The 26,597-nt window shown below is 71.3% G+C and carries 25 protein-coding genes and 4 pseudogenes; 16 read left to right on the top strand and 13 right to left on the bottom strand.

Translation table 11 applies throughout. The features are described from left to right. Positions 1-204: 204 nt before the first annotated feature. Positions 205-882 (bottom strand): hypothetical protein, encoded by a 678-nt coding sequence (locus RND61_RS14495; protein ID WP_315878340.1) that lies wholly within the window; start codon positions 880-882, stop codon positions 205-207. A gap of 257 nt (positions 883-1,139) precedes the next feature. Between RND61_RS14495 and purN the strand changes: the two genes are divergently transcribed. Further along, positions 1,140-1,775, top strand: a complete 636-nt coding sequence (purN, locus tag RND61_RS14490; RefSeq protein ID WP_315878339.1) for a phosphoribosylglycinamide formyltransferase — start codon at positions 1,140-1,142, stop codon at positions 1,773-1,775. After that, complete coding sequence (gene purH / locus RND61_RS14485; RefSeq protein WP_315878338.1) at positions 1,762-3,315, top strand: bifunctional phosphoribosylaminoimidazolecarboxamide formyltransferase/IMP cyclohydrolase; 1,554 nt, start codon at positions 1,762-1,764, stop codon at positions 3,313-3,315. The genes purN and purH overlap by 14 nt, the downstream gene beginning before the upstream one ends. A 70-nt stretch (positions 3,316-3,385) precedes the next feature. Here purH and RND61_RS14480 read toward each other — a convergent pair whose 3' ends face one another. The 3 genes from RND61_RS14480 to RND61_RS14470 are packed head-to-tail and all read right to left on the bottom strand — an operon-like array spanning position 3,386 to position 4,951. Next, the gene (locus tag RND61_RS14480; protein WP_315878337.1) at positions 3,386-3,736 is read right to left on the bottom strand and encodes a DUF397 domain-containing protein; all 351 of its coding nucleotides are present in this window, start codon (positions 3,734-3,736) and stop codon (positions 3,386-3,388) included. 44 nt (positions 3,737-3,780) lie between these two features. Beyond that, the gene (locus RND61_RS14475) at positions 3,781-4,131 is read right to left on the bottom strand and encodes a DUF397 domain-containing protein (RefSeq protein WP_315878336.1); all 351 of its coding nucleotides are present in this window, start codon (positions 4,129-4,131) and stop codon (positions 3,781-3,783) included. After that, complete coding sequence (locus tag RND61_RS14470; RefSeq protein WP_315878335.1) at positions 4,037-4,951, bottom strand: helix-turn-helix domain-containing protein; 915 nt, start codon at positions 4,949-4,951, stop codon at positions 4,037-4,039. Before RND61_RS14470 ends, RND61_RS14475 begins: the two co-directional genes overlap by 95 nt. A 117-nt stretch (positions 4,952-5,068) precedes the next feature. Between RND61_RS14470 and RND61_RS14465 the strand changes: the two genes are divergently transcribed. Further along, on the top strand, positions 5,069-5,317 hold the full coding sequence (locus tag RND61_RS14465; RefSeq protein ID WP_315878334.1) for a hypothetical protein: 249 nt from the start codon (positions 5,069-5,071) through the stop codon (positions 5,315-5,317). After that, entirely contained in the window at positions 5,317-5,532 is a 216-nt protein-coding gene (locus tag RND61_RS14460) for a hypothetical protein (protein WP_315878333.1), read from the top strand. Before RND61_RS14465 ends, RND61_RS14460 begins: the two co-directional genes overlap by 1 nt. 212 nt (positions 5,533-5,744) lie before the next feature. Here RND61_RS14460 and RND61_RS14455 read toward each other — a convergent pair whose 3' ends face one another. After that, positions 5,745-6,290 carry a hypothetical protein gene (locus tag RND61_RS14455; protein ID WP_315878332.1) on the bottom strand — a complete coding sequence of 182 codons (546 nt, stop codon included), beginning with the start codon at positions 6,288-6,290 and terminating at the stop codon, positions 5,745-5,747. Positions 6,291-6,530: 240 nt separating this feature from the next. Between RND61_RS14455 and RND61_RS14450 the strand changes: the two genes are divergently transcribed. The 4 genes from RND61_RS14450 (at position 6,531) to RND61_RS14435 (ending at position 10,982) form a co-directional block, all read left to right on the top strand. Then, the gene (locus RND61_RS14450; RefSeq protein WP_315878331.1) at positions 6,531-7,385 is read left to right on the top strand and encodes a bifunctional methylenetetrahydrofolate dehydrogenase/methenyltetrahydrofolate cyclohydrolase; all 855 of its coding nucleotides are present in this window, start codon (positions 6,531-6,533) and stop codon (positions 7,383-7,385) included. Between the two features lie 599 nt (positions 7,386-7,984). Further along, positions 7,985-8,359, top strand: a complete 375-nt coding sequence (locus RND61_RS14445) for a DUF3017 domain-containing protein (RefSeq protein ID WP_315878330.1) — start codon at positions 7,985-7,987, stop codon at positions 8,357-8,359. 312 nt (positions 8,360-8,671) lie between these two features. Next, positions 8,672-9,796, top strand: coding sequence for a DUF2690 domain-containing protein (locus RND61_RS14440; RefSeq protein ID WP_315878329.1), 1,125 nt, complete (start codon positions 8,672-8,674; stop codon positions 9,794-9,796). Positions 9,797-9,992: 196 nt separating this feature from the next. Next, positions 9,993-10,982: a malate dehydrogenase gene (locus tag RND61_RS14435; protein ID WP_315878328.1), complete on the top strand. Its 990-nt coding sequence runs from the start codon at positions 9,993-9,995 to the stop codon at positions 10,980-10,982. A gap of 79 nt (positions 10,983-11,061) precedes the next feature. On the opposite strand, the pseudogene RND61_RS14430 reads toward RND61_RS14435, so the two are convergent. Further along, a pseudogene (locus RND61_RS14430) lies at positions 11,062-11,394 on the bottom strand (hypothetical protein); the annotation flags it as partial. A gap of 523 nt (positions 11,395-11,917) precedes the next feature. Here RND61_RS14430 and RND61_RS14425 point away from each other — a divergent pair. The 3 genes and pseudogenes from RND61_RS14425 to RND61_RS14415 form a co-directional block, all read left to right on the top strand. Beyond that, complete coding sequence (locus RND61_RS14425) at positions 11,918-12,313, top strand: hypothetical protein (RefSeq protein ID WP_315878327.1); 396 nt, start codon at positions 11,918-11,920, stop codon at positions 12,311-12,313. A gap of 1,613 nt (positions 12,314-13,926) precedes the next feature. Continuing rightward, positions 13,927-15,018 carry a hypothetical protein gene (locus tag RND61_RS14420; protein WP_315878326.1) on the top strand — a complete coding sequence of 364 codons (1,092 nt, stop codon included), beginning with the start codon at positions 13,927-13,929 and terminating at the stop codon, positions 15,016-15,018. 66 nt (positions 15,019-15,084) lie between these two features. Next, positions 15,085-15,878: pseudogene (locus tag RND61_RS14415) on the top strand (IS5 family transposase); the annotation flags it as partial. Positions 15,879-15,890: 12 nt separating this feature from the next. Here RND61_RS14415 and RND61_RS14410 read toward each other — a convergent pair. The 4 genes and pseudogenes from RND61_RS14410 to RND61_RS14395 all read right to left on the bottom strand — a co-directional run bounded on the left by RND61_RS14410 (position 15,891) and on the right by RND61_RS14395 (position 18,001). Further along, positions 15,891-16,379 (bottom strand): DUF5959 family protein, encoded by a 489-nt coding sequence (locus RND61_RS14410; RefSeq protein ID WP_315878325.1) that lies wholly within the window; start codon positions 16,377-16,379, stop codon positions 15,891-15,893. Positions 16,380-16,426: 47 nt separating this feature from the next. Then, a complete protein-coding gene (locus tag RND61_RS14405; RefSeq protein ID WP_315878324.1) occupies positions 16,427-16,753 on the bottom strand; it encodes a hypothetical protein in 327 nt (108 codons plus the stop codon). A 47-nt stretch (positions 16,754-16,800) separates the two neighbouring features. Further along, positions 16,801-17,150, bottom strand: a pseudogene (locus RND61_RS14400) (transposase); the annotation flags it as partial. A gap of 314 nt (positions 17,151-17,464) precedes the next feature. After that, the gene (locus RND61_RS14395) at positions 17,465-18,001 is read right to left on the bottom strand and encodes a GNAT family N-acetyltransferase (protein ID WP_315878323.1); all 537 of its coding nucleotides are present in this window, start codon (positions 17,999-18,001) and stop codon (positions 17,465-17,467) included. 500 nt (positions 18,002-18,501) lie between these two features. Between RND61_RS14395 and RND61_RS32700 the strand changes: the two are divergent. The 4 genes and pseudogenes from RND61_RS32700 to RND61_RS14375 all read left to right on the top strand — a co-directional run. Next, positions 18,502-18,717, top strand: a pseudogene (locus RND61_RS32700) (GMC oxidoreductase); the annotation flags it as partial. Beyond that, positions 18,714-19,778 carry a quaternary amine ABC transporter ATP-binding protein gene (locus tag RND61_RS14385; RefSeq protein WP_315878321.1) on the top strand — a complete coding sequence of 355 codons (1,065 nt, stop codon included), beginning with the start codon at positions 18,714-18,716 and terminating at the stop codon, positions 19,776-19,778. The pseudogene RND61_RS32700 and the gene RND61_RS14385, both read left to right, overlap by 4 nt. Before the next feature lie 269 nt (positions 19,779-20,047). Further along, positions 20,048-22,135 (top strand): ABC transporter permease, encoded by a 2,088-nt coding sequence (locus RND61_RS14380; protein WP_315878370.1) that lies wholly within the window; start codon positions 20,048-20,050, stop codon positions 22,133-22,135. Positions 22,136-22,176: 41 nt separating this feature from the next. Next, complete coding sequence (locus RND61_RS14375) at positions 22,177-23,220, top strand: ABC transporter substrate-binding protein (RefSeq protein WP_315878320.1); 1,044 nt, start codon at positions 22,177-22,179, stop codon at positions 23,218-23,220. Between the two features lie 20 nt (positions 23,221-23,240). Here RND61_RS14375 and RND61_RS14370 read toward each other — a convergent pair whose 3' ends face one another. From RND61_RS14370 to RND61_RS14360, 3 genes are read right to left on the bottom strand one after another with little or no spacing between them, the layout of a single operon-like run. Beyond that, on the bottom strand, positions 23,241-23,771 hold the full coding sequence (locus RND61_RS14370; protein ID WP_315878319.1) for a GNAT family N-acetyltransferase: 531 nt from the start codon (positions 23,769-23,771) through the stop codon (positions 23,241-23,243). Between the two features lie 9 nt (positions 23,772-23,780). Then, the gene (locus RND61_RS14365; RefSeq protein WP_315878318.1) at positions 23,781-24,545 is read right to left on the bottom strand and encodes an isocitrate lyase/PEP mutase family protein; all 765 of its coding nucleotides are present in this window, start codon (positions 24,543-24,545) and stop codon (positions 23,781-23,783) included. Then, the gene (locus tag RND61_RS14360; RefSeq protein ID WP_315878317.1) at positions 24,542-25,111 is read right to left on the bottom strand and encodes a carboxymuconolactone decarboxylase family protein; all 570 of its coding nucleotides are present in this window, start codon (positions 25,109-25,111) and stop codon (positions 24,542-24,544) included. Before RND61_RS14360 ends, RND61_RS14365 begins: the two co-directional genes overlap by 4 nt. 46 nt (positions 25,112-25,157) lie before the next feature. On the opposite strand from RND61_RS14360, the gene pdxR reads away from it, so the two are divergent. Further along, complete coding sequence (gene pdxR / locus RND61_RS14355) at positions 25,158-26,597, top strand: MocR-like pyridoxine biosynthesis transcription factor PdxR (protein ID WP_315878316.1); 1,440 nt, start codon at positions 25,158-25,160, stop codon at positions 26,595-26,597.

The raw sequence follows: 26,597 nt of genomic DNA, 5'->3' as shown, positions 1-26,597 counted from the left end.
CGTACGTCCGTTGGTCGCCTCACCGCCCGGGCCCACCCGCGCGCACGCCCACCGGGCGGTCGGCGCCGCCCGCGCGGGGCCCCGGACGGTCGCCGGCGCCCGGACGGTAGGGCTCGCGCCACCGCCGGAGCGGCCGGGCGGAGGCCCCGGTGCGCGAGGACGAAGGGGGGAGGGGGATAGGGGGAAGGGGGGGTAGGGCCGGTCCTACTGCTTGACGCCGACGAGGTCGCGCAGCGGGTCGGGGAGCCGCTCGTTGCAGGAAAGCTGGCCGTCCTTGGTCAGGGCGTCGTCCACGCAGGTGTAGAAGTCCCGGTACACCAGTTGGAAGGTGAACATCGTCGCCACGATGACCAACGCCAGCGCACCCGTGATCAGACCGCTCACCGCCGCCGTCGTCTGCGACTTCACCGCTTGCGACTTCACCGCCGTCGCGGCCGTCTCGCCGCGGTTCCGCTCGCGCAGCGAGCTGATGCCCCAGTACAGGGCCAGCGCGCCCAGCAGCAGGGCCAGCTCCGGGAAGTCGAAGACCGCGAAGAAGAAGCCCCACATGCCCGACAGCAGTGCGTACCGCGCACGCCGCTGCGACGGGTCGGTCGGGTCCCAGCGCAACTGCGGCCCGTCCTGCTGAGGGCGCCCCTGCCGGGACGGCTCGCCGCCGAAGTCGTCCGAGGAGCGGCCCGGCTGGCGCGGGCTCCAGCGGCTGCCCCAGCGCCCCTCGCGGCCGTCCCGGCCTCCTTCGCCGCCCCCGCCCTCCCCGGAGGTGCCGGACCCGTCGCCCCCGTCCGCCGGGCGGCGCGGCTGCCAGGGCTGGTCGGGGCTCCCCTCCGGCGGCGGCGCGAACGGGTTGCTGTCGTCGGTGGACTGGCGGCCTCGGTCCGGCATGTGGTGAACGTCTTCCCCTGTTGTCGTGATCCGTCCGCTCCCCGTCGGCCTGCTCTGTCGGCGGCGCGGGGAACGGTTCCGCACCAGACGCTACCGCTCGTCCCGGCCCCCGTCCCGTGGGGGAGGTGTGGTGTGCCGGTATCGTTGCTGACGGTCGGCGCGTTCGTAGAGTTCCCCGTATCGGAGTACACGACGCGTTCGTACGACCGTACAAAGCCGCACATCGCACGTACTGCTCACGCGAAAAGAGTCCCCCCGTGGCCCCCGCCGCCCCCGCCGCCCGCATCGTCGTCCTGGTCTCCGGCTCCGGAACGAACCTCCAGGCGCTCCTCGACGCGATCGCCGCCGACCCCGAGGGGTACGGCTCCCGGGTCCGCGTCGTCGCCGTCGGCGCCGACCGCACCGGCATCGCGGGCCTGGAGCGGGCGGAGCGCGCCGGGGTGCCGACGTTCGTCCGCCGGGTGAAGGACTACGTGACGCGTGACGAGTGGGACCGCGCGCTGGCCGAGGCCACGGCCGCGTACGAGCCGGACCTCGTCGTCTCGGCCGGCTTCATGAAGATCGTCGGGAAGGAGTTCCTGGCGCGCTTCGGCGGGCGGACCGTCAACACCCACCCCGCGCTGCTGCCCAGTTTCCCCGGTGCCCACGGAGTGCGGGACGCGCTCGCGTACGGCGCGAAGGTCACCGGATGCACCGTCCACTTCGTCGACGACGGCGTCGACACCGGCCCGATCATCGCCCAGGGCGTGGTCGAGGTGCGGGACACGGACGACGAAGCCGCTCTCCACGAGCGCATCAAGGAAGTCGAGCGCACGCTGCTCGTCGAGGTCGTGGGGCGTCTCGCCCGGCACGGCTACCGCATTGAGGGACGAAAGGTTCATGTCGGTGAATAAGCCCATCCGTCGCGCGTTGATCAGTGTCTACGACAAGACGGGGCTGGAGGAGCTGGCCCGCGGTCTGCACGAGGCGGGCGTCGAGCTGGTCTCCACGGGCTCCACGGCCGCGAAGATCGCCGCCGCCGGCGTCCCGGTCACCAAGGTCGAGGAGCTGACCGGCTTCCCCGAGTGCCTGGACGGCCGCGTCAAGACGCTCCACCCGCGCGTGCACGCCGGGATCCTCGCCGACCTGCGCCTCGACGCGCACCGCGAGCAGCTCGCCGAGCTGGGCGTGGAGCCGTTCGACCTGGTCGTCGTGAACCTGTACCCGTTCGAGGCGACCGTCGCGTCCGGCGCCGCCCCCGACGAGTGCGTCGAGCAGATCGACATCGGCGGCCCCTCCATGGTCCGCGCCGCCGCGAAGAACCACCCGTCCGTCGCGGTCGTCACCTCCCCGGCCCGGTACGGCGACGTCCTCGCCGCCGCCGCGGCCGGCGGCTTCGACCTGGCGGCCCGCAAGCGGCTCGCCGCCGAGGCGTTCCAGCACACCGCCGCGTACGACGTGGCCGTCGCCTCCTGGTTCGCGTCCTCGTACGCCCCGGCCGACGAGTCGGCGTTCCCCGACTTCATGGGCGCCACGTACGCCCGCCAGAGCGTCCTGCGGTACGGCGAGAACCCCCACCAGGGCGCCGCGCTCTACGTCGACGGCAAGGGCGGCCTGGCCGAGGCGGAGCAACTGCACGGCAAGGAGATGTCCTACAACAACTACACGGACACCGACGCCGCCCGCCGCGCCGCCTACGACCACGCCGAGCCGTGCGTCGCGATCATCAAGCACGCCAACCCGTGCGGCATCGCCGTCGGCGCGGACGTCGCGGAGGCCCACCGCAAGGCCCACGCCTGCGACCCGCTGTCCGCGTTCGGCGGCGTCATCGCCGTCAACCGCCCGGTGTCCGTCGCCATGGCCGAGCAGGTCGCGGAGATCTTCACCGAGGTCATCGTCGCCCCCGACTACGAGGACGGCGCGGTCGAGGTCCTCGCCCGCAAGAAGAACATCCGCGTCCTGCGCTGCCCGGAGGCGCCGTCCGCGCCCGTCGAGGTCAAGCCGATCGACGGCGGCGCGCTCCTCCAGGTCACCGACCGCCTCCAGGCGGAGGGCGACGACCCGGCCGCGTGGACCCTCGCCACCGGCGAGGCCCTGTCCGAGGCGGAGCTGGCCGAGCTGGCCTTCGCCTGGCGCGCCTGCCGCGCCGTCAAGTCGAACGCGATCCTCCTCGCCAAGGACGGCGCCAGCGTCGGCGTCGGCATGGGCCAGGTCAACCGCGTCGACTCCGCCAAGCTGGCCGTCGAGCGGGCCGGCGAGGAGCGGGCGCGCGGCTCGTACGCCGCGTCCGACGCGTTCTTCCCCTTCCCGGACGGCCTGGAGATCCTCACCGCCGCCGGCGTGAAGGCCGTCGTCCAGCCGGGCGGCTCCGTCCGCGACGAACTGGTCGTGGAGGCCGCGAAGAAGGCGGGCGTGACCATGTACTTCACGGGCACGCGCCACTTCTTCCACTGACCGTCCCGTCACCGACGCACTGGGGCCGCCCGGCACTCACCGGGCGGCCCCGGCCGCGTCGGTACGGCGGCTACGCGAGCGAGTCGACGAACGCGCCCCAGGCGCCGTCCGAGACGACCAGCCCGGGCCGGGCGGGGTCCTTGCTGTCCCGTACGGGAACGAGGCCGGGGAGGCCGAACCCGACCTCCACGCACTCGCCGCCCTGCGCGTTGCTGTGGCTGGACTTGCGCCACTGCACGAAGGCACCCCACGCCCGGTCGGTGACGACGAGGGCGGGGTGGTGCGGCTTCTTGCTGTCGCGTACGGGGACGACGCCGGTGTAGCCGTCAGCGACTTCGACGCAGTTTCCACCCTGGGTGTTGCTGTGGCTGGACTTGCGCCAGGCGGCGGCGTCGAGGTCGGGTCGGGGGTCGTGGGTCATGGTGGTTCTCCTCCCTCGCGGGACGGATGAAGCCGGGCCGTTGGTTACGCGAGCGAGCCGATGAACGCTCCCCAGGCGCCGTCAGAGACGATCAGTCCGGGTCGGGCGGGGTTCTTGCTGTCGCGGACCGGTACGAGCCCGGGGAGGCCGTCAGCGACCTCGATGCAGTCCCCGCCCTGCGTGTTGCTGTAGCTGGACTTGCGCCACTCGATGAACGCCCCCCAGGCGCCGTCAGTGACGACCAGGGCGGGGTGGTGGGGGCTCTTGCTGTCGCGTACGGGAACGACGCCGGTGTAGCCGTCAGCGACCTCGACGCACTCGCCGCCCTGCGTGTTGCTGTAGCTGGACTTGCGCCAGGCGGCGGCGCTGAGATCGGGTCGGGAGACGTGGGTCACGGAAGTCCTCCATTACGGTTCGGATCAGGCGGGCTGAAGCTTGCGGAGACAGCGCCTGAGCCAGCAAGTGATCGAATGCTAGGGCGCATTGAGCTACCTTCCCAGCGTGCTCGATCAGCTCTCCGGAGTGTGAGTTCTCTCGATACGCGACGCCTGATCGGTTGTAGAACGACAACACTGTGAGCGAGCCGCCCAGGACGGGGTGAGCGCCCCGGTCGTAGGGGAGCACTTGCAGCGTAACGTTGGCCAACGCTTCGGATACAGACAGCAGATGGCCAAGCTGCTCTTGCATCACCGCTCTGCCGCCGATGGGACGCCGGATCACGGACTCGTCGAGGATGACCCACAGTACTGGTGCCTCGTCGTGGTACAGCGTGGCCTGACGGTCCAGTCGTGCTTCCAGTAAGTCCTCCAGCCGGTTGCCCACTGACGGTACGGCCGCAGTCAGCAGCGCCCGCGCATAGGCCCGAGTCTGGAGCAAGCCATGCACGCTGTGTGCCGAATACGTCTGGATCTTGTACGCCTGCCGTTCCAGGAGCATGTACTTCCGCGCCCAGTCCGGGATCGGTGTGCGCACCACGTGGAGCCACAGGTCCACGAGGTCGCCGTCCGCGTGCAGGAGGCGGTCCAGGGCCTCGACGACCTGCTGCGTCGGGGTCTCCGTACCCAGTTCGAATCGCGCGATCATGCTGTGGGCGATCGGGATCATCGCCCCGAGCTGCCGCTGCGTCAGGCCGGCGCGCGTGCGCAGTTTTCGCAACCTCGCGCCGAAGAGGGCCGAAAGGGACTCGCTCGGATCGAGTGCTTTGGCTGTGGGCATGCCTGTTCCCCGGTTTCCGCTCACCGCGTCGAAAGTCGTTACCCCTGGTGAACGTAGCGCTACCTGCCGATGCTGAGAGTGCGGAAGAGAGAAGTGAACCGGAAAGGGGCAACACGCATGGGAATCGCCGAACGGGAGGCGTCGGCCGAGCGGGTCAGGGAGGCGGAGGAGGCGTGCGACGAACTGCGCGCCGCACTGTCCGAGGCGGGGATCACGCTGCCGTCGCTGGGCCTGGACTGCGTCTCGCTGGCCGCCGAACCGCCGTACCCGCTCGTGGAGTTGGGGCGGTGCGCGCCGAAGACGGCCCGCCGGCTGGCGGAGGCGCTGTCGGGTGCGGGCCGTACGGCCGCGGGCGGTGGCCGCTGATGCCCGGGCTCATGGTGCGGACCCTGGAGGTCACGGGGGACCAGGTGCGGGTGGGGGACGTGATCACGGTGGGCGGGCTGCCGCACACGGTGAGCGGCGTACGGCAGGTGCGGCCGGACCGGAGGCGGCTGGAGTTCGAGGACGGCAACGCGTACGTGCTGGGGCGGGGCCGGGCGATCCGGGTGGTGCGGACGTACGCGGAGCGGGGACGCTGACGCGGGACCGCGGCAGTACGAGCGGTACGGCGGTACGGCGACAGTACGGGCGGTACAGGCGGCGCGGGGGCACAGCGGTACGGCGGTGCGGGCGGTGCAGCAGTACGGGCGGTACGGCGGCACAGCGATACGGGCAGCACGGCGGCACGGCGAAGGCCGTGGCCCACGCGAGCGGAGCTCGGGGCCACGGCCTTCGTGCGGGACCGGCGGGATCAGTGGCGCGGGCGCTTGAACCAGGCCGCGGTGTCGCCCTTGGCGGCGAACACGATCAGCAGGATCGCGAAGACGATCGTCGCTATGCCGATCGGCATCTGGAAGATGCCGCCGACGATGGCGAACGAACCCCAGACGATCGCGCAGGTGCGGACGGAGCTGCCGCCCTTCGCCCACTTGAGCGCGATGATCAGGCCGAGGGCGGCGAAGATCAGGGCGAAGACGGCGAAGACGGCGACGATGCCCTTGCCGATGTCCGAGGCGATCTCGGTCTCGGTGCTCGACAGGCCCGTGCCGCTCTGGTTCACGGCCTCCTCGACGGCGCCCATCTGGGTGAACGCGTAGACGGCGAAGACGAGCTGGAGGGCGATGACCACCCACACGAAGATGCGGCCCGCCTTGGCGCCGCCGGGCATCTCCATCGGCGGGGCCGGGTAGCCGGCGCCCGCGCCGTACGGCTGGACCGGCGGGGCCTGCGGGTAGCCGTAGCCGGGCTGAGGGGGCTGCTGCTGGCCGTAGGGGTTGTTGGGGTCGCCGAAACTCATGGCGGGGTTCCTCCGTGGGTCGTGCGGGGACGCGCGGTCCGCGCGGAGGAACTGACCGCACCCAAGTACGCGCCGCATCGTCCCCCCGGCACTGCCCGCGGCATTGCGCCGTCATCGTGGTATTGACATCCGCTTCTTGTCCAGTCGATAAGGGAGACCGTTGTGCAGACGCAACCTCTCCCACCTGGGCCGGGGACCCGGAATTGGAAGAGGGCGGGGGTCATCCGCGAGTATGGGCACATGAGCGCCCAGATTCTCGACGGCAAGGCAACGGCCGCAGCGATCAAGTCCGACCTGACCGCCCGGGTGGCGGACCTGAAGGCCAGGGGCATCACGCCGGGGCTCGGAACGCTGCTGGTGGGCGACGACGTCGGCAGCCAGAAGTACGTGGCCGGCAAGCACCGCGACTGCGCCCAGGTGGGCATCGCGTCGATCCAGCGGGAGCTGCCCGCGACGGCGACGCAGGAGGACATCGAGGCGGTGGTCCGCGAGCTGAACGAGGACCCCGCGTGCACCGGCTACATCGTGCAGCTCCCGCTGCCGAAGGGCGTGGACACCAACCGGGTGCTGGAGCTGATGGACCCGGAGAAGGACGCGGACGGCCTGCACCCCATGAACCTGGGGCGGCTGGTGCTCGGCGAGCCCGCGCCGCTGCCCTGCACGCCGGCGGGCATCGTGACGCTGTTGCGGCGGCACGGAGTGGAGATCGCCGGGGCGCACGTGGTGGTCGTGGGGCGCGGCGTGACGATCGGGCGCCCGATGCCGCTGCTGCTGACCCGGCGCTCGGAGAACGCGACGGTGACGCAGTGCCACACGGGTACGCGGGACCTGTCCGCGTACCTGCGGCAGGCCGACATCGTGGTCGCCGCGGCGGGCGTGCCGCACCTGATCAAGCCGGAGGACATCAAGCCGGGCGCGGCCGTGCTGGACGTGGGCGTGAGCCGGGACGAGAGCGGCAGGATCATGGGCGATGTGCACCCGGGCGTGCGCGAGGTGGCCGGCTGGGTCGCCCCGAACCCGGGCGGTGTCGGCCCGATGACGCGCGCGCAGTTGCTGGTGAACGTCGTCGAGGCGGCCGAGCGCGCGGCGCTCTGACACCCGGAGAGGCCCACCCCATGCCGAACGACGGATCCGCCACCGAGGACTCCGCCCCTCCGGGTACGCCCCCTCCCGCCCCGGAGGCGGGCGCCGGGGCGGGCACGGCCGCCGAGCCGGGTGCCGCGGACGCGGCGGCCGAGCCTGCGGCGGCGGTCACCGCTGCCGCGGGCGCCGGTGCCGGGTCCGCCGAGTCCGGTACCGCCGGGTCCGCCGGTACCGGAGCTGAGTCCGCCGGGGCCGGGTCCACCGGTACCGGGGCCGGGTCCGGTGAGGGCGACGGCGTGCCGGCTGCCGCTTCGCGCGAGGTCGATGCCGCCACCGCCGTCGAGGCGCTCGCGACGGCCGGTGCCGCCGTGGCGGGGGCCGTGGCGGTGTCGGGACGTCCGGGGGACGGGCCGGCGAGGGCCAGGGCGTCGTCGGGACGCGGTTCCGCCGAGGGCGGGGCGCCCGGTTCGGTGAACCCCCCTCAGGGAGGCGACGGCGGAGGCGCCGCCCGCAGAAGCACGGCCCGGTCCGGCGCACCCGCCGGCGCAGTGCCGGACACCGGCCCGCAGGACGGCGCGTCCGCGCCGGGCGCCTCGCGGCGTCCGCCCACCGTGACCGAGGGAACCGTCCGGCCCGAAGGGGGCGGGCGGGCCGCCCCCGGCGACGCTCCCGCGCCCGCGCGCCAGTGGCCGCTGCTCACCGTGCTCGGGCTCACCGCGCTCGGGCTGCTGGTCATCGGTACCGACCTGTTCCCGCACGCGCCGCGGATCGGGGCGCTGCTGATCGGCGCCGCGCTGCTGACGGGCGCCGGGCTGCGGCGTGCGCTGCCGTCCGTCGGGATGCTCGCCGTACGGTCCCGGTTCACCGACATGATCACGTACGGGGTGCTGGGCGGCGGCATCGTCCTCTTCGCCCTGATGACCCAGCCCAAACCGTGGCTGGAGATCCCGTTCCTGAAGGAAGTGGTCCGCTTCACCGTGCGGTAGGGGCCGCCGGCCGTCACCGCGTCGGCAGCGGCCTGACCCGCGGTGCCCGGCACGGCGGCCCGGGTGGCGGCACCCGTCCCCTCCCCCGAGTACAGGACGGGCGCCGCACACCAACAGGGTCATGGACGCGCCAAACCCGATCAAGGGGTGCTTTGCCTCTGTGGCACGGAAGTGACCATTCCGGAACTGTGTGAGCACCGGGCCACAACTGGGAAACCGGTTGCCGGAACTGTCATCCTGGGCCCGCGCGTCCCCACGGGCGCGCCGGACGGTCCGGGTGGTCCGGGGCGTTCGGGAACAAGAGGGGGGAGCATGCCTCGCTGGAAGGCGCTGCCGGAGGAACTGGACCCGCGAATAAGGGAGTTCGCCGACACGCTGCGCAGGCTGGTGGACCGGGGCGGGCTGGGGCCCGGCGCGCTCGCGGACCGCACGGGGTACGCCGCGGCCTCGTGGGAGCGGTACCTGGACGGGCGGTCGCCCGCCCCCAAGGGCGCCGTCCTGGCCCTGGCCGAGGCGACCGGCACGGACCCGGTGCACCTGACCACCCTGTGGGAGCTGGCCGAACGCGCCTGGAGCCGCGCGGAGAAGCACCGCGACCGGACCGCGGAGGCCGTCCGCGCCGACCGGACCCGCGCCGTCCCCGGCGCTCCGGCCGCCCCGCGCGCGGCGGCCCCGCACGCCCCCGGCGCTCCGGCCGCCCCGCGCGCGGCGGCCCCGCACGCCCCCGGCGCGAAGGCCGGCGGTCCGCACACCCCCGCGCACGGCGCCCCCGCGCCCGCGCGCACCGACCCCTGGGCCGTCCGCGCCCCCTCGCCCGCGTACGGCGATCCCGCGCCCGCGTACGGCGACCCCAAGCCCGCGCACGGCGATCCCGCGCCCGCGTACGGCGATCCCGGGCCCGTTCGCGCCCCCGTGCCCGCGCACGACACCCCCGCCCGGCGGGCCGGCCGTACCGTCGTCATGTTCTTCGCCGGCGCCCTCGGCACCCTCCTCGTGTTCGCCGCGGCCCTCTTCCTCTCGGGCCTCGGCGAGGAGCGGGTGCCCGAGCCCGCCGCCGGTGCGGCCACCGACCCCGAGCCCGCCGCCACGCCGAGCCTCCCCGTCGGCGTCGGCTGCCACCGCGGGGCCTGCGACGGGCAGGACCCGCACGCCATGGGCTGCGGCGGGTCGTACGGCTCCACCGTCGCGTCCACCATCGTCGGCTCCGCCCTCGTCGAGGTCCGCTACAGCAGCGCGTGCGGCGCCGCCTGGGCCCGCATCAGCCGGGCCGTCCCCGGTGACACCGTCGTGGTCACCGCCGCGGGCGCCACCCGGAGCGCCGCGGCCGACGGCGACGGCGACGCGTACACCCCGATGGTCGTCGTCCCGGCGGGTACCGACGCGGGCGCCTGCGCCACGCTCCGCAGCGGCACGACGGGCTGCACGGCGGTCCCGTGACGGTACGACGGCCACCCGTTCGGGTGAGCTGGACCACAAGGGGGCGGGGGTTCAAGGGGGGCCGGGTCGGATAGCCTGACCGCTGGATATCTCCACGTCGAGAGAGTGCGCGGCGACACCGGGCATCCTCGGCGCGGAAGACGTCCGCCACCCGGGGCAGGGACCCCCACCGCCAGCTGTCTTACGGAGATCGCACATGACCCGCACTCCCGTGAATGTCACCGTCACCGGCGCGGCCGGCCAGATCGGCTACGCGCTGCTGTTCCGCATCGCCTCCGGTCACCTGCTCGGCGCCGACGTGCCGGTCAAGCTGCGCCTCCTGGAGATCCCGCAGGGCCTGAAGGCCGCCGAGGGCACCGCCATGGAGCTCGACGACTGCGCCTTCCCGCTGCTGCGCGGCATCGACATCACCGACGACCCGAACGTCGCCTTCGACGGCGCGAACGTCGCCCTCCTCGTCGGTGCCCGCCCCCGCACCAAGGGCATGGAGCGCGGCGACCTGCTGGAGGCCAACGGCGGCATCTTCAAGCCGCAGGGCAAGGCCATCAACGACCACGCCGCGGACGACATCCGGGTCCTCGTCGTCGGCAACCCGGCCAACACCAACGCCCTCATCGCCCAGGCCGCCGCCCCGGACGTACCGGCCGAGCGCTTCACCGCGATGACCCGCCTCGACCACAACCGCGCGATCTCGCAGCTCGCCGCCAAGACCGGCGCCGCCGTCTCCGACATCAAGCGGCTGACGATCTGGGGCAACCACTCCGCCACGCAGTACCCGGACATCTTCCACGCCACCGTCGGCGGCAAGAACGCCGCCGAGGTCGTCAACGACGAGAAGTGGCTGGCCGACGAGTTCATCCCGACCGTCGCCAAGCGCGGCGCGGCCATCATCGAGGCCCGTGGCGCCTCCTCCGCCGCCTCCGCCGCGAACGCCGCCATCGACCACGTCCACACGTGGGTCAACGGCACCGCCGAGGGCGACTGGACCTCCATGGGCATCCCGTCCGACGGCTCGTACGGCGTGCCGGAGGGTCTGATCTCCTCCTTCCCGGTCACCTGCAAGGACGGCAAGTACGAGATCGTCCAGGGCCTCGACATCAACGAGTTCTCCCGCACCCGCATCGACGCGTCGGTGAAGGAGCTGGAGGAGGAGCGCGACGCCGTGCGCGGCCTCGGCCTCATCTGATCCACCCCGCACCACCCCGTACCACCAGGAAGCCCCCGGACGGCCACGACAGGCCGTCCGGGGGCTTCCTACGTACGGCTTACGAGTTGGTGCGGTTGGAGACGAGGCTGGTGATGGCGCGGTAGGTGTCGGGTAGGCGGTCGCGGCGACGGGTCCAGCGCATCAGTTGTTTCCAGCATTTGTGGTCGGCAAGGGCGTGTTCGACGGTGATGCGGTCCGAGGAGTGCCCGTGGCGGTCGCGTTCCCATTGCTGGACTCTGTCGGGCAGTGCTCCCGGCCTCGGTTTTCTGGGCGGTGTGATCGCTTGCCCGCGGTGGTCGCGGCTCCGACCGAGGTAGCCGTCGTCCAGGAGGATCTCGACGTCGGGGAAGTGCTGGAAGCAGACGGCGATGCCCTCGTTGCGTGCGGCCGTTCCGACATAGGCCGTAGGAGCGGTTCACGTGCTGCACCGGCTTCGATGGCAGCACAGCTGAGCCCGGCCGGGTGCCACCGGCCGGGCTCAGCTGCTGGTACTGCTAGATGAGTCGCCGAGGTGTCAGAGTATCTCCACGATCACCTTGTCGATACTGAAAGTGCAGTCAGGTACGTAGACGCGCACAGTGCCGCTCTTCTGGTTCACGCGCTGCGAAGCCTTGTCCGCTTCGAAGTCGCAGACTGCCAGTGCGCGCCACGTGCCGGAGCCGGTGCACTCTGCCCAGCCTCCTGTACTGCCAGCGCTTGTCTTACATGACAGCGCCAAAGCGCCTGCCTCACTCGCCATTGCTGGGGCTGCCCCCAGCACCAGTGCGGCGCCTGCTAGAACAGCCGTGATACGGCCCTTCATCGTTTCCCCTCTTCGATGGACGCATGCCGTGCGGATGCAATAAGCATCGCGCGACATATGTAAGATCTAGGCCCCCTTGACGGAAGCGTCTAGACCGGGTTAACATCTCGGTATGACGGATGAGTTCGTGAACAGCGGTATGCATCGCGTCCGCGCGAAACGCCAGCGAGATGGATGGGTTCTGCGGATCGCGGGCACCGATGAGGTGTGGACCCGTCGACTCACAGAAGCGGTCGCAGCCGCTCGGAGCTTGATTTCCGCAGCGACCGGCACCCCGGCAGGCGAAATCAACGTCCAGGTTGACGTCGAACTGGAGGAGCCTCTGCAAAGCAGAAAAAGGGAAGCGGTGCAAGCGATTTTGGATGCCCGCCGCGCTCAAGAAAAAGCATCCCAAGCCTACCGAGAGGTGGCCAGAAGCCTCCAGGAATCCGGAGTATCAGGAGCAGAGATTGCTTTGATCCTCAACGTGTCTCGGCAGCGCGTTTCACAGCTACTGTCCGAAAAGTAGGGTTCACTGGAGGCTCGGACCGTGAACTACTTCATTTCCACCTGAACGCGGTCAATATCGAACGAGCAGTCCACCGCGTACCGTCGCATCGTGCCACCGCTCTGCGTGGCCCAGGTCGTGTACTTGTCGATCCCAGGGCTACAGATGGAGACTACGCGCCACGTGCCGGAGCCAGTGCATTCGGCCCATCCCCCGGTGTTGCCGACGCTGGTTTTGCAGGACAGGGCCTGTGGTGCAGCCGTGGCAGTCGGAACGGTAAGCCCGAAAAGGGCTGTCGCACCGATAACGGCTGCAGCGATACCTCGTCTGTTCATTTTTTCCTCCCCTGTGTGTACCGCGGGAGCGCGGTACGGCCACAGCCTGCATGACAGCCATTCGACACTCAACGGCTTATCGAAAAAATGGCCAAGAACTACACGACTATCAGGCACCTGTATCCGGACTTCACTACCGCTTGGCCAACATCAATCAGCCGAATATTTGGCCGACATCCCGGCGAGTGCGAAGATCCAAGACTCCTCTTACCGGGTCAAAACTGGACAAAAGTGCGACCCGTAACGTAATCAATACCGCAAATATCAAAAATTGGACAAGGTCGACTCTGTGGACTTTTCGAGGTTGCTGCTTTTTGCGCCAACGTTTCCAACTCGGTTGATCGTCGGCGCTGCCGTGATGCAGGCTGTGGCCGTGCCGCGTTCCCGCGGTACACACAGGGGAGGAAAAAATGAACAGACGAGGCATCGCTGCAGCCGTTATCGGTGCGACAGCCCTTTTCGGGCTTACCGTTCCGACTGCCACGGCTGCACCACAGGCCCTGTCCTGCATAACCAGCGTTGGTGACACCGGGGGATGGGCCGAATGCACCGGCACGGGGACGTGGAGGGTCCGCTCTGTGTGCAGCTTCGCCGACTATGACCGGTACACCCAATGGGTAACCACGAACAGAAAGACCCGGGTATATGCATCGGACTGCACCTTCAGCATCGTCGATGTCGTGGTGCAGATGAAGTAAAGCTGCGGATGAGCATGTCGAGCTATCTAGATAGCCTGCGCGACGGTCGTAATGCTGACTGCGCGCGACGGTGTCACCGTCGGAAGCCGCTTCTGGTCGACTAACCAGATTTCGAGGCGTGAGGCGGAACTTGGCACGAGCATACGCTCGGCACATTGCTTAAGCGCAGGCGTGAGCCCCGAACAGGAGTGTGAGTACCGGTCCGGGGCTCACCCTCATGCGATAGCGCTTCGTCGAGGCCGGCGAAACCGTTGGATGGGTTCAGATGCCGGAAAGTTTGCCAGCGCCGCACCAAGGTGCACGGCTTTTTGATGCAATGGTGACATCGCACCGGCCCAATGTGGACATGGTGCGCTCAGCTAATACCCTCCGGGGCTCTTCTGGATTTAGCTGCTATTTGACTCGTAATGAACCCAATAGGGCTCAAAGGTGGTTGCGGCAGTCGAGACCACCCTTGCCGCCTGCAAGACTGCGGTCCGCGACGAACATGAATGCCGTGCGGCATGCAAAGTGAGTGAAGGATTTAATGAAGGTGTCGTCACAACTGCTCGAAAATAGGCGACATGCAGACTCCGTGCATGCTGACGGAAACCAAAGCCGCATGAAGCGGTACGCAACACCACTGTCGACAGTGCTGATCTTCGCCTCTATAAAAGCAGTTGGTTTGGCGGTCCTGGCGTTCTGGTCTCATGCCCAGGAGAAAAGCGCTCTGCACTTACTCGGCCGACGATGGGACTCGCTGTGGTACGCGCGAGTCGCCGAGCACGGTTATGACTTCACCCTGACAGCTCCGGACGGCCGAGAACTGTCGAGCATGGCCTTCTTCCCACTCTTGCCCTGGCTGGAGAGAGCGGTAAGCGTCACCGGCCTTACTCTCAATCAAGCAGGACTTTTCATCAGTGCGATGGCGTCGGTCGTCGCAGCTCTCGGACTGTTCCACCTGGGCCGACACGTCCACAGTCCAGAAGTCGGAACTCTCCTCGTCTGCCTGTGGGCCTCACTGCCCGTCGCCATCGTCCAATCCATGGCGTACAGCGAGTCCCTCTTCGTCGCACTCGCTGCATGGAGTCTCTACTTCCTTCTGCAGGATCGATGGGGCGTCGCCGCGTTGCTGGCCTGCGCCGCTGGCTTGACGAGGCCCGTCGGGGTCGCCATAGGCATAGCCATGTGCACCCACGCGCTCACCCGCCTGCGCCGTGCGGACAACAGGGCTCGGATCCTCGCATCGTGCGCCCTCTCCCTGTCGGGAACCGCTGCCTACGTACTGTGGGTAGGAGCCCAACGAGGTAACTTCTTCGGATATCTGGGCGTACAAGCGGCCTGGGGAAATGGATTCGACGGTGGATACTCATTCGCCCGCTTCCTCGGTGAATTCATCTCACCATCGCCAATCCTCACCGCAGTCCTACTGATCGCCATCATCGCCCTCTCCGTAACCCCACACGTCATGATGCGTCTGCGCGGATATCCTCCTGCCTTGATTGCCTACTCAACGGTGGTCACTGCCATGGCCATGGGAGCGTCCGGGTACTTCGGATCTAAGCCTCGACTCCTCGTACCCGCATTCCCGCTGCTTCTGCTCGTCGCGATCGCTCTGCAGCGCTCCGCAAAGCCCTACCTCTGCATCGCGTCCCTGGTGATGGCAAGCGCCCTCTATGGCGCCTTCTGGCTCAACGGTTCGGGACCGCCTTAGAACTCCTAATGAAATGATCTTCGGGGTGGTTGGATCGCTCCGGGACCGTTGATCCGGGGGTGCAAGGTGGTTCGACCGAAGCCGTGGGATGACGATGACGAACTGTGGGCGTTGATTGAACCGCTGCTGCCGAAGGTCGAGCGTCGGACTCGGCATCCTGGGCGGAAGCGGTATCCGGACCGGTTGGTGTTCAGGGGTATCCTTTTCGTGCTCCACACGGGGATCGCGTGGGAATACCTGCCGCAGGAGCTCGGCCTCGGCTCGGGCATGACCTGCTGGCGCCGCTTGGCCGAGTGGACCGAGGCTGGCGTGTGGCCCCGGCTGCACCAGGAGTTGCTGGCGAAGCTGCGCGGCGCGAACGTTCTGGACTTCTCCAGGGCGGCGGTCGACGGCTCTTACTTTCGGGTGCTAAAGGGGGCCCCAAGACGGGACGAAGTCCTGTTGACCGGGGCAGGACGGGCAGCAAGCACCATCTGATCACCGACGCCACCGGCATCCCGCTCGCCCTCACCCTGACCGGCGGTAATCGCAACGACGTCACCTAGCTCATTCCGCTGCTCGAAGCCGTTCCACCGGTGCGGGGCAAGCGCGGCCGACCCCGGCGCCGCCCGGGCATCGTGCTCGGTGACCGCGGCTACGACCACGACAAGTACCGCCGCCTCGTCTGGGCCCTCGGCGTGAAGCCGGTGATCGCCCAACGCGGCACCGAGCATGGCTCCGGACTGGGCACCCAACGCTGGGTCGTGGAGCGTGCGTTCGCCCACCTGTACTGGTTCCGCCGCCTGTGGATCCGCTGGGAGATCCGCGACGACATCCACGAAGCCTTCCTGACCCTCGGATGCGCCCTCATCTGCTGGCGGCGACTTGTCTCCCTACCCTGCCAGCATCGGGACCCAGTGATCCATCACCTGGCGCAGACGCTGGAGGTGGTCAGCAATCCAGTCGTCCGGCGGGACGAGCGGGACGCGCACGGTGACCATGGACCCGGACTCGTCCTCCACGACGACCTCCGGGCAGTCACGCTCGCCCGTGAGCTGGATGAAGATGGACGGCCCGCTGCACATTTCCATCCAGGCCACGTCGTCGCCGGCGTCAAGCCGGTCCAGTGCGTCGGCCCAGCTCTCCAACCTCGCAACGTACAGCGCCAGGTCGATACGGCCGGACACGAAGGGCGTCTTGACGACGATCTCCGCGTCGAGCCCCGCGGTCCACCTGGGGCTACGTCCCAGAACGTTGACCGAGACGCTGTTGCCCTCGTCATCAGCGAGCGAGATGAGCTCCCACGGGGGACTGTCGCCCATAGCTGCCCTTTCGTCGGCGAGTACCGAGTGATCCTCGCCCGACCTGAGGCCATCCTTCATCTCATTTTGTTAGGAGTTCTTAGAGCGCCTAACACAATGAGGTGGTGTCACCAGCAGGCGACGCAGTGGGTGAGGTCTTCCGACAGGAAGATCGTGAAACGTCTTTGTGATCCGGTGACCGTCGCCATGTAGACCCGGGCTGCTCCTGCGGCTTCGAGTCCGGCGATGACCTCGGCAAGTCCGGGCCGGGGTGTGACGCCCGTGTCGAGCATGACTTGGTGCCGCCAGGACCAGGTGGCCCAGAGCTGTCGTGCAGAAGCCGTTTGGTTCAGGAAGACCTGGAAGTCCGCGCCTGCCTCCAGTTCGGCCAGGGCTGCGCGTGCTGAGACGCTGTCGTCCTGGGTCAGTGCGGATTGCAGGGCGTCTCGGTTCATGCGATCAGTTTGCCGGGCCGGCCGATCGGCATGGGGACGAGTGCCGGTCAGGTCAAGGACAGCACCTGGCGGTGGGTTATCAGACAGCAGGCGAGCTTGAGGAAGGCTTCGTGGATGCCGGCTCGGCGTTCCCAGCGGACGCGGAGTCGTTTGAAGCCGTGAAGTCAGGTGAAGGCGCGCTCGACCACCCACCGGTAGGTACCCAGGCCGCTGCCGTGGGGCGTGCCGCGTCGGGCGATGACGGGGAGGATTCGGGGGCCCGGACCTGATCTCGGTAGACATCGTGGGCATAGCCGCGGTCAGCGAAAACCGATTCGGGCTTGCGGCGTGGCCGCCCGGGCCTGCTTCGGACTGGTGGGATGGCGTCGAGCAGGGGCACGGACCGGGTGACGTCGTTATCCCCTTGACGGATTCAAGGTATTCCATGGCCCGGAATACGTCCGCGCGGTGGTCGAGACCGGCGGATGTGACAATGATGTGCACGGCGGTGTTTCGGGGGCCGAAATGGGCGCCCCCGCGGCGGTGCACGTCCTGGTCGGCGGTGAAGCCGTCCAGCGTTTCGAGGGCCGCACGACAGCCGACGCTCTCCTGTCCCCCTTGCCGCTTCACGGCGGCCTGGCGGGCGACGATCGGTAGCCGAACAACGAGCCCCCGCGCCTTCCCAGGCGTAGGGGCCTTCCTGTGTTTACACAACTCCGTGGGTTGGGGGTGTCACTGCTGCCGCTTTCGAACCATGACCGTGAGCGCGGGTGACTGGGGGGAAGGCTGGCTGTTTCCGATGCTGCGGTAACCCCACCGTTCGTAGAGGCGGTGGACCTTCCCACCCCCTGCCTCCGGGTTCACCATGAGCGTCACATGGGTTTCCGTGCGGCCGAAGAGGAGAGTGTCGTGCAGCCTCAGAGCCGCGCCGGTACCGCGCCAAGGAACGCGAACGCCGATCTCTTTCAAGGCCAGGGCGGGGCGTTCGGTATACCCCTTGGAGGGCGGCGGAAACACACGTTGCCACCACCTGTCTCCGTCGAGGATCGTGTTTCCGTATGCGTACCCGATCGGTTCCCCGGCGTCGTAGCCGAGTACCGCTTCCCACCCCGCTTCGCCGGCGTGCCGGTCGAGCCGTTCGGCGAAGGCGTCAACGGCGTAGTTCGGGAGATGCAACAACGGGGCGCGAACGTCGGCGTACACGTCGAGGAGCGTGGTCCGCACGTCTCCTATCCGGTCGTAGCGCTGGAAGACGATCTTCGCGTTCATGCTCGGCCCTTCAGGGTGTCGTCGGCGTACTCCTGCCAGGTCTTCGCTGCCGTACTGGCGGGGGCACTCGCACACAGCCGCTCCCCGAGCCGGCGGAGCATGCCACCGACCCGCGGGTGCTGAAGCACGGCTTCGGCGGGGATGCGCATTGCAGTGTGGACGGCGGGTTCTAGGCCGCCGTGCCGTTCACCGCGTTCGCCGTGTACCGGCCGGTGCCGCCGCGGCGTGGGGCTGCGCGACGCGGACGACCCCGCACACGTGACGCCCACCACTTTCGCGCATGCTTCTCCCCGCCCCGGGCAGGGGGCCCGGTCGCCGGTCAGGGACGGTCCTGACCACATAGGGCAGGGAAGGCAGCACGCGAAGTGCCGGAGCACCAACAGAAGAGCATCCACGTGGCGGGGGAGCGGCGAGGAGCCGCTTCCGGAGCCACCCGTGAGGTCCTCGACCCCGCCGACGCCACGGTCCTCGCGGTCGTGGCGGGAGGCGGGGGCGCCGACGCCGAGACCGCCGCCGCAGGCGGGGCGTTCGACCGCGGCCGGGGTCCGTGGCCGGCCACTCCGGCCGTCGTACGGGCCGTGAGGGTGCGCGGGCTGGACGGGCTGCGCGTCGCCGACGCGTCCGTCTTCCCGACCATGACCGCCGTCAACCCGATGGTGGCGGTGCTCATGGTCGGGGAGAAGGCCGCCGAGCTGCTGGGCGGTGACGCCCGGTGAACACTTCCACCACGACACCCGTCTTCGGCGTCCGCGGCCTGTGGAAGGTCTACGGACCGAAGGCCGACCGCGTCCCCCGCGACCCCGAACTGGCCGGCCTGTCCCCGGCCGACCTGCGTGCCCGCACCGGCTGCACCGCCGCCGTCCGGGACGTGTCCTTCGACGTCCACCAGGGCGAGGTCTTCGTCGTCATGGGCCTGTCCGGCTCCGGCAAGTCCACCCTCGTCCGCTGCCTGACCCGGCTCGTCGAACCGACCTCCGGCACGCTGGAGATCGACGGCGACGACGTGCTCGCCATGGACGGCGGCCGGCTGCGCGAGCTGCGCCGTCGCCGCGCCGCCATGGTCTTCCAGCACTTCGGCCTGCTCCCGCACCGCTCCGTCCTCGACAACGTCGCGTACGGGTTGGAGATCCAGGGCGTCGGCCGCGCCGAACGGCGCGCCAGGGCCGCCGAGTTCGTCGCCAAGGTCGGTCTCGCCGGACTGGAGCACCGCAGGCCCGGTCAGTTGTCCGGCGGTCAGCAGCAGCGCGTCGGGCTCGCCCGCGCCCTCGCCGTCGACCCCCAGGTGCTGCTGTTCGACGAGCCGTTCAGCGCGCTCGACCCGCTGATCCGCCGCGACATGCAGGAGGAGGTCGTCCGGCTCCACCGCGAGGAGGGCCGCACGATGGTCTTCATCACCCACGACCTCGGCGAGGCGCTGCGCGTCGGCGACCGGATCGCCCTCATGCGCGACGGGCGGATCGTCCAGGTGGGCACACCGGAGGAGATCGTCGGCGCCCCCGCCGACGACTACGTACGGGACTTCGTCCGCGACGTGCCGCGCGAACAGGTCGTGACCGTCCGCACGGCCATGCGCCCGGTGCGCGCGGACGACGCGGGGAGCGGGCCGGCGCTGCCGCCCGCCGCGACCGTCTCCGAGGCCATCACGGCCGCCGCCCGCGGCGGTGGCGCCCCGGTCCGCGTCGTCGAGAACGGCCGCTGCCTGGGCGTCGTCGACCCCCAGACCCTGCTGGGCGTCGTCGCGGGGGTCACGCTCCCGGCCGGAAGGGCGGCCGCATGACCTCCACCGCCACCCCGAAACAGGGCCCGGGGAAGAAGCGCCCCACCACCCCCCGCATCCCCCACCCCACCGGCACCGCGACCCCGGGGGAAACCCCCGCCACCCCGGGTGGGACGTCCGCGCCCCTGCGGGAGACCCCCGCCGCCCTGCGGTCGGCGCCCCCGGCGCCCCCGGCCCGCGCGGTCGCCACCGCCGGGACGACGAACGACGGGCCCCCCACGACCGTCGTCCGTCCCCGGGCGCCGCACGGCACCGCCACCCCGCCGCCCATGCCGGGCGGCGGCACCGCGGCGGCCACGCCGGGCGGGGCGGCGCTGACGACCGCCCCGTCCGCATCGCGCTCCGGCCTCCCCGCGTCGGACGCCGCCGCCCCACCGCCCCCGCCGGACGCCGCCACCCCGTCGGACGGCGGCACCGCGGCGGCCGGGGGGCGCCGGGTTCCGCGGCGGACGGTGCGGACGCTCGGCGGGGTCGCGCTGGTCGCCGTGCTCGGGATCGCCGGAACCCTGGTGCTCGGGGGCGGCGGGTGGCCGGCGGGGCTGACCGTGGACCTCTCCGCGCCGCTCGACGGGGCCGGCCGGTGGGTCCTCGACAACCGGGACACCCACCCCCTCTTCCTGTACTTCCTCCTCCACCTCTCCAACACCGCCACCGACGCCGTCGACGCCGTGTACCAGGTGCTCGCCGCCATGGGCTGGCCCGGCGTCCTCGCCGCCGGGGTGCTGCTCGCCTGGCGCGCCGCCGGGTCCGGCCGGCGCGGCGCGCGGGTCGCCTGCGTGGCGTTCGGGGCGTTCGCCGCGTGCGGGCTGCTCGGCATGTGGGACGCCACGCTGCTCACCCTCGCCCTGATGGCCGTCGCCGTGGCCGTCGCCGCGCTGCTCGGTGCGCTCATCGGCCTCGCCGCCGGGCTGTCGGACCGCGTGGACCGCGTGGTGCGGCCGGTCCTCGACACGATGCAGGTGCTGCCCGCCTTCGCGTACCTGCTGCCCTTCGTGCTCGTCTTCGGCACGGGCACGCCCGCCGCGCTGTTCTGCACCGTCATCTACGCCGCCCCGCCCATGGCCCGGCTCACCGCGCTCGGCCTGCGCTCCGCCGACCAGGGCGTCCTGGAGGCGGCCGTGTCGCTCGGCGCGAACGGCCGCCAGCGGCTGTGGACCGCGCGACTGCCCCTGGCCCGCCGCCAGATGCTCCTCGGCCTCAACCAGACGATCATGATGGCGCTGTCCATGGTGGTCGTCGCCGCCCTCGTCGGCGCGGGCGGCCTCGGCGAGGAGGTCTACTCGGCGCTGTCCACCGTCGACGTGGGCAAGGCCCTCGCCGCGGGCGTCCCGATCGTGCTGATCGCCGTCTGGCTGGACCGCACGACCGCCGCCGCGGGCGACCACCTGGACGACGCCGCGCAGCGCCGCGGCCTCCTGCACGGCCGGTCCGCGTGGGCGCTCGCCGCCGGAGGCGTCCTGGCCGCCGTGCTCGTCGGCCGCGCGCTCGGCGGCGCCGCCTGGCCGCGCGGCTGGACGTACGACATCTCCACCCCGGTCAACCGGGCACAGGACTGGGTCGTCGACCACCTCTCCACCGGCGTGCCCCTCGTCGGCGGCACCCAGGTCTGGTCGGACGCGTTCACGCTGGGACTGCTCAACCCGCTGCGCGACGGCCTCCAGTGGCTCCCCTGGTGGGCGCTGCTGCTGGCCGTCGCCGTCCTGGCCCGGCTGGTCGGCACGTGGGCGACGGCGCTGACCGCGACGGCCGCGCTCGCCGCGACCGGTGTGCTCGGCGTGTGGACGAAGTCCCTCGACACGCTCTCCCAGGTCGTCGCCGCCCTCGCCGTCACCCTCGTCGTCGGCGTGCTCACCGGCGTGGCGTGCGCCCGGCTGCGGTGGGTCGAGCGCTGGCTGCGGCCGGTGCTGGACACGCTCCAGACGATGCCGCAGTTCGTGTACCTGATCCCGGTCGTCGCCCTGTTCGGCGTCAGCCGCGCGGCGGCGATCACCGCGGCGGTCGTGTACGCGCTGCCCGCCGTCGTCCGCATCACCGCGCAGGGCGTGCGCGAGGTCGACCCGGCGGCGCTGGAGGCAGCCCGTTCGATGGGCGCCTCCACCCGGCAGCAGCTCTTCCAGGTGCAGCTCCCGCTGGCCCGCCCGGCGCTCGGGCTCGCCGTCAACCAGGGCGTCGTGCTGGTCCTCGCCGTGGTCGTCGTCGGCGGCCTCGTCGGTGGCGGAGCGCTCGGCTACGACGTGGTGAAGGGCCTGTCACAGGGCGACATGGGCACCGGTGTGACCGCCGGTCTCGCGATCGTCTGCCTCGGCCTGGTCCTCGACCGGATCACGCAGCCCGCCGCGCGCGAGCCCCGGCCCTGACCGCCGCCCGCCTCCCCGCACCCCCCACCAGGAGCACCCCCATGCCCACCGCCGACCCCGCGCACCACACCCGCCCCGCCCGTACTGCCCGTGCCGTCCGTACTGCCGGACCCGCCCGCCCCGCCCGCGCCCGCCGTGCCGTCCGTACCGCGACCGCGGTCGCCGCCGCCCTCGGCGTCCTCGCGCTCAGCGCGTGCGGCGCCGCCGAGACCGGCAAGTCCCAGCGGGCGGGCACCACCGACAGGACCGTCGTCCTGACCGTCCCCTCCTGGGTCGGCGCCCAGGCCAACACGGCCGTCGCCGAGTACCTCCTGGAGAACGAGCTCGGCTACGACGTCAAGACGCAGCAACTGGGCGGGATCCTCGCCTGGGACGCCCTGTCCAGGGGCGACATCGACGCGGTCCTGGAGGACTGGGGCCACCCCGAGGAGGAGAAGCGGTACGTCGAGGAGAAGAAGACCGTCGCCAGGGGCGGAGACCTCGGCGTGACCGGGCACATCGGCTGGTACGTCCCGAAGTACTTCGCCGACGCCCACCCGGACGTGACGGACTGGAAGAACCTCGACGAGTACGCCGAGGAGCTCGCGACCGCCGAGAGCGGCGGCAAGGGCCAGATCCTGGAGGGCTCGCCCGACTACGTCACCCACGACGAGGCGATCATCAGGAACCTGGGGCTGGACCTCAAGCCCACCTACGCGGGCTCCGAGGCGGCGCAGATCACCGCCATCAGGAAGTACGCCGAGGAGAAGAAGCCGTTCCTCACCTACTGGTGGACCCCGCAGTGGCTGAACGAGCAGGTCGACCTCGTCGAGGTGAAGCTGCCCCCGCACGAGGAGGGCTGCGACGCCGACCCGGAGGAGGTCGCCTGCGGCTACCCGCGGACGCCGCTGCGGAAGTTCCTCAACGCCGACTTCGCGAAGAACGGCGGTGAGGCCGCCGAGTTCCTGAAGAACTTCACGTGGACCACCGAGCAGCAGAACGAGGTCGCCCAGATGATCGCCGACCGGAAGCTGACCCCGGAGGCGGCGGCCGAGAAGTGGGTCCGGGCCAACGAGGCCACCTGGAGGACCTGGCTCCCCGGGTGACCCGCGGGGCGGCCCCGGCGTCAGGCCGCCCACTCCTCCGCGAGCAGGCCGAGGACCACCTCGTCGACGAAGCGGCCGTGCACCCAGGCGGAGCGTCGCAGGGTCCCCTCGACGGTGAACCCGGCCCGCTTCGCGGCCGCGATCATCGGGACGTTGTCGGCGAGGGCCTCGATCTGGAGCCGCCACATCCCGCGCACGGCGAACCCGTACGTGCACAGCACGCGGACCGCGTCCGTCGCCAGCCCGCGGCCCCGGAAGGCGGGGCGGAGCGAGATCCCCAGGTGGGCGAGCCGGTTGTGGGGGTCGATGCCCCACAGCAGGGCCTCGCCCGCCAGCTCGCCCGACGCCAGCTCCACCACCGAGAAGGGCACCCGGGTCTCCCCGGTCCCCGGGCCCGCGTACGGGGAGTCCGCCGAGCCCACCGGGATCGGCACCCAGGGCTTGGAGCTGGCGCCGGACCGGGTCACCACGTCGTCGTACAACTCCGCGTGGAGCACCGGCCCGTCGTCGTCGTGCCGGGCCCGCAGCCCGGCCTTCTCGCCTCGCAGCACCCTCCCTTGCTACCCCACCCGGCCGCCCGCCCAACCGGTTTCGGCCCACAGGGCTCCGGCGATGCCGCGCAGGGCCGCCGCCGCGCGGTGCTGGAGGACCGGGCCGTACGTGATCCGGGCGGCGCCCAGCCGGCCCAGTTCGGCGGCCGACGGGCCGTCGGGTGCGGCGAACGCGTTGACCGGGACGTCCACCTCCGCGCGCAGCACCGGCAGCAGGTCCGGCGGCGCCAGCAGCGGGTACACGCCGTCCGCGCCCGCCTCCACGTACAGCCGCGCCCGCCGGACCGTCTCCTCCGGGTCCGGCACGCCCCGCACGTACGTGTCCACGCGGGCGTTGAGGAACACGGCGTCGCCCACGGCCGCGCGGAACTCCGCCAGCCAGTCGGCGTGAGCGGCCGGGTCCTTCAGCCCGCCGTCCCCGCCGTCCTCCAGGTTCACGCCCACCGCGCCCGTGTCGAGGACCCGCGCCGCCAGCTCCTTCGCCGGCAGCCCGTATCCGCCCTCCAGGTCGGCCGAGACGGGGACGTCCACGGCGCGGACGATCCGGGCCACCGCCGCGAACATCTCGTCCGCGGGCGTGTGCCCGTCCTCGTACCCGAGCGACGCCGCCACCCCCGCGGACGGCGTCGCGAGCGCGGGGAACCCCGCCTCGGCGAAGACCCGCGCGCTCACCGCGTCCCACGGGCCCGGGAGGACCAGCGGGTCCTCCGGGGCCCGGCCGCGGTGCAGGGCCCGGAACGCCTGCGCGAGCCCCGCCCCGCGCGGTCGCGTCACGCGCTGTGGCCCTTGTGCTGGCCGGGCGTGTAGCGGCCCGGCACCGAGCGGCACGTCACGGCGATCCGGTTCCACGCGTTGATCACGATGATCGACGCGATCAGGTGGGACAGCTCCACCTCGTCGAAGTGCTCGGCCGCCCGCTCGTACACCTCGTCCGGGACGAAACCCTCCGTCAGGAGGGTGATCGCCTCGGTCAGCTCGAGCGCGGCCAGCTCCTTCTCCGTGTAGAAGTGCCGCGACTCCCGCCAGGCGCTGAGCTGCACGATCCGCCCGACGCTCTCACCGGCCGCCAGCGCGTCCTTGTGGTGCATGTCCAGGCAGAACGCGCAGTGGTTGAGCTGCGAGGCGCGGATCTTGACCAGCTCGACCAGCACCGGGTCGAGCCCCTTGTGGGCGGCGGCGTCCAGCCGGACCATCGCCTTGTACACCTCCGGGGCGTGCTCCGGGAGGACCAGGCGGGCCGGGTGTTCGGCGGCGTACCCGCCGCCGGCCGGGAGGGCGTCGGCGTGGCTGTCGGCCGGGGTGCCGGCGGGGGCGTCGTTCTGCTGCGTGTTCGTCGTCATGCCTCGACCGTACGTCCCCGTTGGCGTCCCGGTATGGTCCATTTCCATGACGGAATCACGGGCCATTTCCGCGGCCTTCGGAGCCGACCTCCACCTGGAGATCCAGGGCCCCGGCCTGCGCGCCGGCCTCATGGAGGCCCTCCGCGACGCCGTCAGGAGCGGTCGCCTCGCCCCGGGCACCCGGCTGCCGTCGTCCCGCTCCCTCGCCGCCGACCTCGGCATCGCCCGCAACACCGTCGCCGACGCCTACGCCGAACTGGTCGCCGAGGGCTGGCTCACCGCCCGCCAGGGCTCCGGCACCCGCGTCGCCCGCCGCGCCGCCGCCGCCCCGCCCTCCCGGCGGGCACCGGCCGCCGCGCCGCTGCCGTGGCAGCGCGGCGGCCCCCGCTCCGGCCGTCCCCTCCACACGCTCCACCCCGGCACGCCCGACCTCGCCTCCTTCCCCCGCGCCGAGTGGCTCAAGGCCGCCCGCCGCGCCCTGACGAACGCCCCGCACGAGGCGTTCGGCTACGCCGACCCGCGTGGCCGCCCCGAACTGCGCGCCGCCCTCGCCGAGTACCTGGCCCGCTCGCGCGGCGTGCGCGCCACCCCCGACCGGATCGTCGTCTGCTCCGGCTTCGCCCAGGGGCTGATGCTGCTCGCCGCCGTCCTGCGGCGCCGCCGCGTCCGGGACGTGGCCGTCGAGTCGTACGGCCTCGACGTGCACTGGGGCGCCCTCGCCGACGCCGGGCTGCGCACCCCGGCGCTGCCGCTCGACGGGCTCGGCACCCGCACCGAGGCCCTGACCGAGGACGGCGGGCTCCGGCCCGGCGCCGTCCTGATCACGCCCGCCCACCAGTTCCCGCTCGGCGGCGCCCTCGCGCCGGACCGGCGGGCCGCGCTCGTCGACTGGGCACGGGCCTTTGGCGGGCTGGTGCTGGAGGACGACTACGACGGCGAGTTCCGGTACGACAGGCAGCCCGTCGGCGCCCTCCAGGGCCTCGACCCGGAGCGGGTCGTCTACCTGGGCACCGCCAGCAAGTCCCTGGCGCCCGGGCTGCGCCTCGGCTGGATGGCGCTGCCCCGGCAGCTCGTTGACGAGGTGCTGGAGGCGAAGGGCTCCATCGAGTGGGCGTCGAGCACGCTCGACCAGCTCACCCTGGCCGAGTTCCTCTCCTCCGGCGCGTACGACCGGCACGTGCGCGGCATGCGGCTGCGGTACCGGCGCCGCCGCGACCAGCTCGTGGCGGCGCTCGCCGAGCGGGCGCCCGGCATCCGCGTCACCGGCATCGCCGCCGGGCTGCACGCCGTCCTGGAACTGCCGCCGGGCAGCGAGCGGGCCGTGCTGCACGCCGCCGCCCACCAGGGCCTCGCCCTCCAGGGCCTGGACGCCTTCCGCCACCCGGACGCGGCCCCCGGCCGCGACGCGCTCGTCGTCGGCTACGCCACCCCCACCGACAGCGCCTGGCCCGGCGCCCTCGACGCCCTGTGCAGGGTCCTGCCGTAG

This window comes from Streptomyces tamarix (assembly GCF_032423885.1).
In the GTDB taxonomy this organism is placed as follows: Bacteria; Actinomycetota; Actinomycetes; order Streptomycetales; family Streptomycetaceae; genus Streptomyces; species Streptomyces tamarix.
The sequence above is the reverse complement of the archived record's forward strand: the minus strand, read 5'-3'. Positions and strand labels throughout refer to the sequence as shown.

Coding starts and splice junctions, on each gene's coding strand:
- RND61_RS14480 (WP_315878337.1), bottom strand. CDS start 3,736: ATGACCCACGACCCCCGACCCGACCTCGACGCCGCCGCCTGGCGCAAG.
- RND61_RS14425 (WP_315878327.1), top strand. CDS start 11,918: ATGACGGATGAGTTCGTGAACAGCGGTATGCATCGCGTCCGCGCGAAA.
- RND61_RS14455 (WP_315878332.1), bottom strand. CDS start 6,290: ATGAGTTTCGGCGACCCCAACAACCCCTACGGCCAGCAGCAGCCCCCT.
- RND61_RS14410 (WP_315878325.1), bottom strand. CDS start 16,379: ATGAAGGATGGCCTCAGGTCGGGCGAGGATCACTCGGTACTCGCCGAC.
- purH (WP_315878338.1), top strand. CDS start 1,762: ATGTCGGTGAATAAGCCCATCCGTCGCGCGTTGATCAGTGTCTACGAC.
- RND61_RS14360 (WP_315878317.1), bottom strand. CDS start 25,111: ATGACGACGAACACGCAGCAGAACGACGCCCCCGCCGGCACCCCGGCC.
- RND61_RS14450 (WP_315878331.1), top strand. CDS start 6,531: ATGAGCGCCCAGATTCTCGACGGCAAGGCAACGGCCGCAGCGATCAAG.
- RND61_RS14435 (WP_315878328.1), top strand. CDS start 9,993: ATGACCCGCACTCCCGTGAATGTCACCGTCACCGGCGCGGCCGGCCAG.
- pdxR (WP_315878316.1), top strand. CDS start 25,158: ATGACGGAATCACGGGCCATTTCCGCGGCCTTCGGAGCCGACCTCCAC.
- RND61_RS14420 (WP_315878326.1), top strand. CDS start 13,927: ATGAAGCGGTACGCAACACCACTGTCGACAGTGCTGATCTTCGCCTCT.
- RND61_RS14395 (WP_315878323.1), bottom strand. CDS start 18,001: ATGAACGCGAAGATCGTCTTCCAGCGCTACGACCGGATAGGAGACGTG.
- RND61_RS14465 (WP_315878334.1), top strand. CDS start 5,069: ATGGGAATCGCCGAACGGGAGGCGTCGGCCGAGCGGGTCAGGGAGGCG.
- RND61_RS14375 (WP_315878320.1), top strand. CDS start 22,177: ATGCCCACCGCCGACCCCGCGCACCACACCCGCCCCGCCCGTACTGCC.
- RND61_RS14460 (WP_315878333.1), top strand. CDS start 5,317: ATGCCCGGGCTCATGGTGCGGACCCTGGAGGTCACGGGGGACCAGGTG.
- RND61_RS14405 (WP_315878324.1), bottom strand. CDS start 16,753: ATGAACCGAGACGCCCTGCAATCCGCACTGACCCAGGACGACAGCGTC.
- RND61_RS14440 (WP_315878329.1), top strand. CDS start 8,672: ATGCCTCGCTGGAAGGCGCTGCCGGAGGAACTGGACCCGCGAATAAGG.
- RND61_RS14380 (WP_315878370.1), top strand. CDS start 20,048: ATGCCGGGCGGCGGCACCGCGGCGGCCACGCCGGGCGGGGCGGCGCTG.
- RND61_RS14495 (WP_315878340.1), bottom strand. CDS start 882: ATGCCGGACCGAGGCCGCCAGTCCACCGACGACAGCAACCCGTTCGCG.
- RND61_RS14470 (WP_315878335.1), bottom strand. CDS start 4,951: ATGCCCACAGCCAAAGCACTCGATCCGAGCGAGTCCCTTTCGGCCCTC.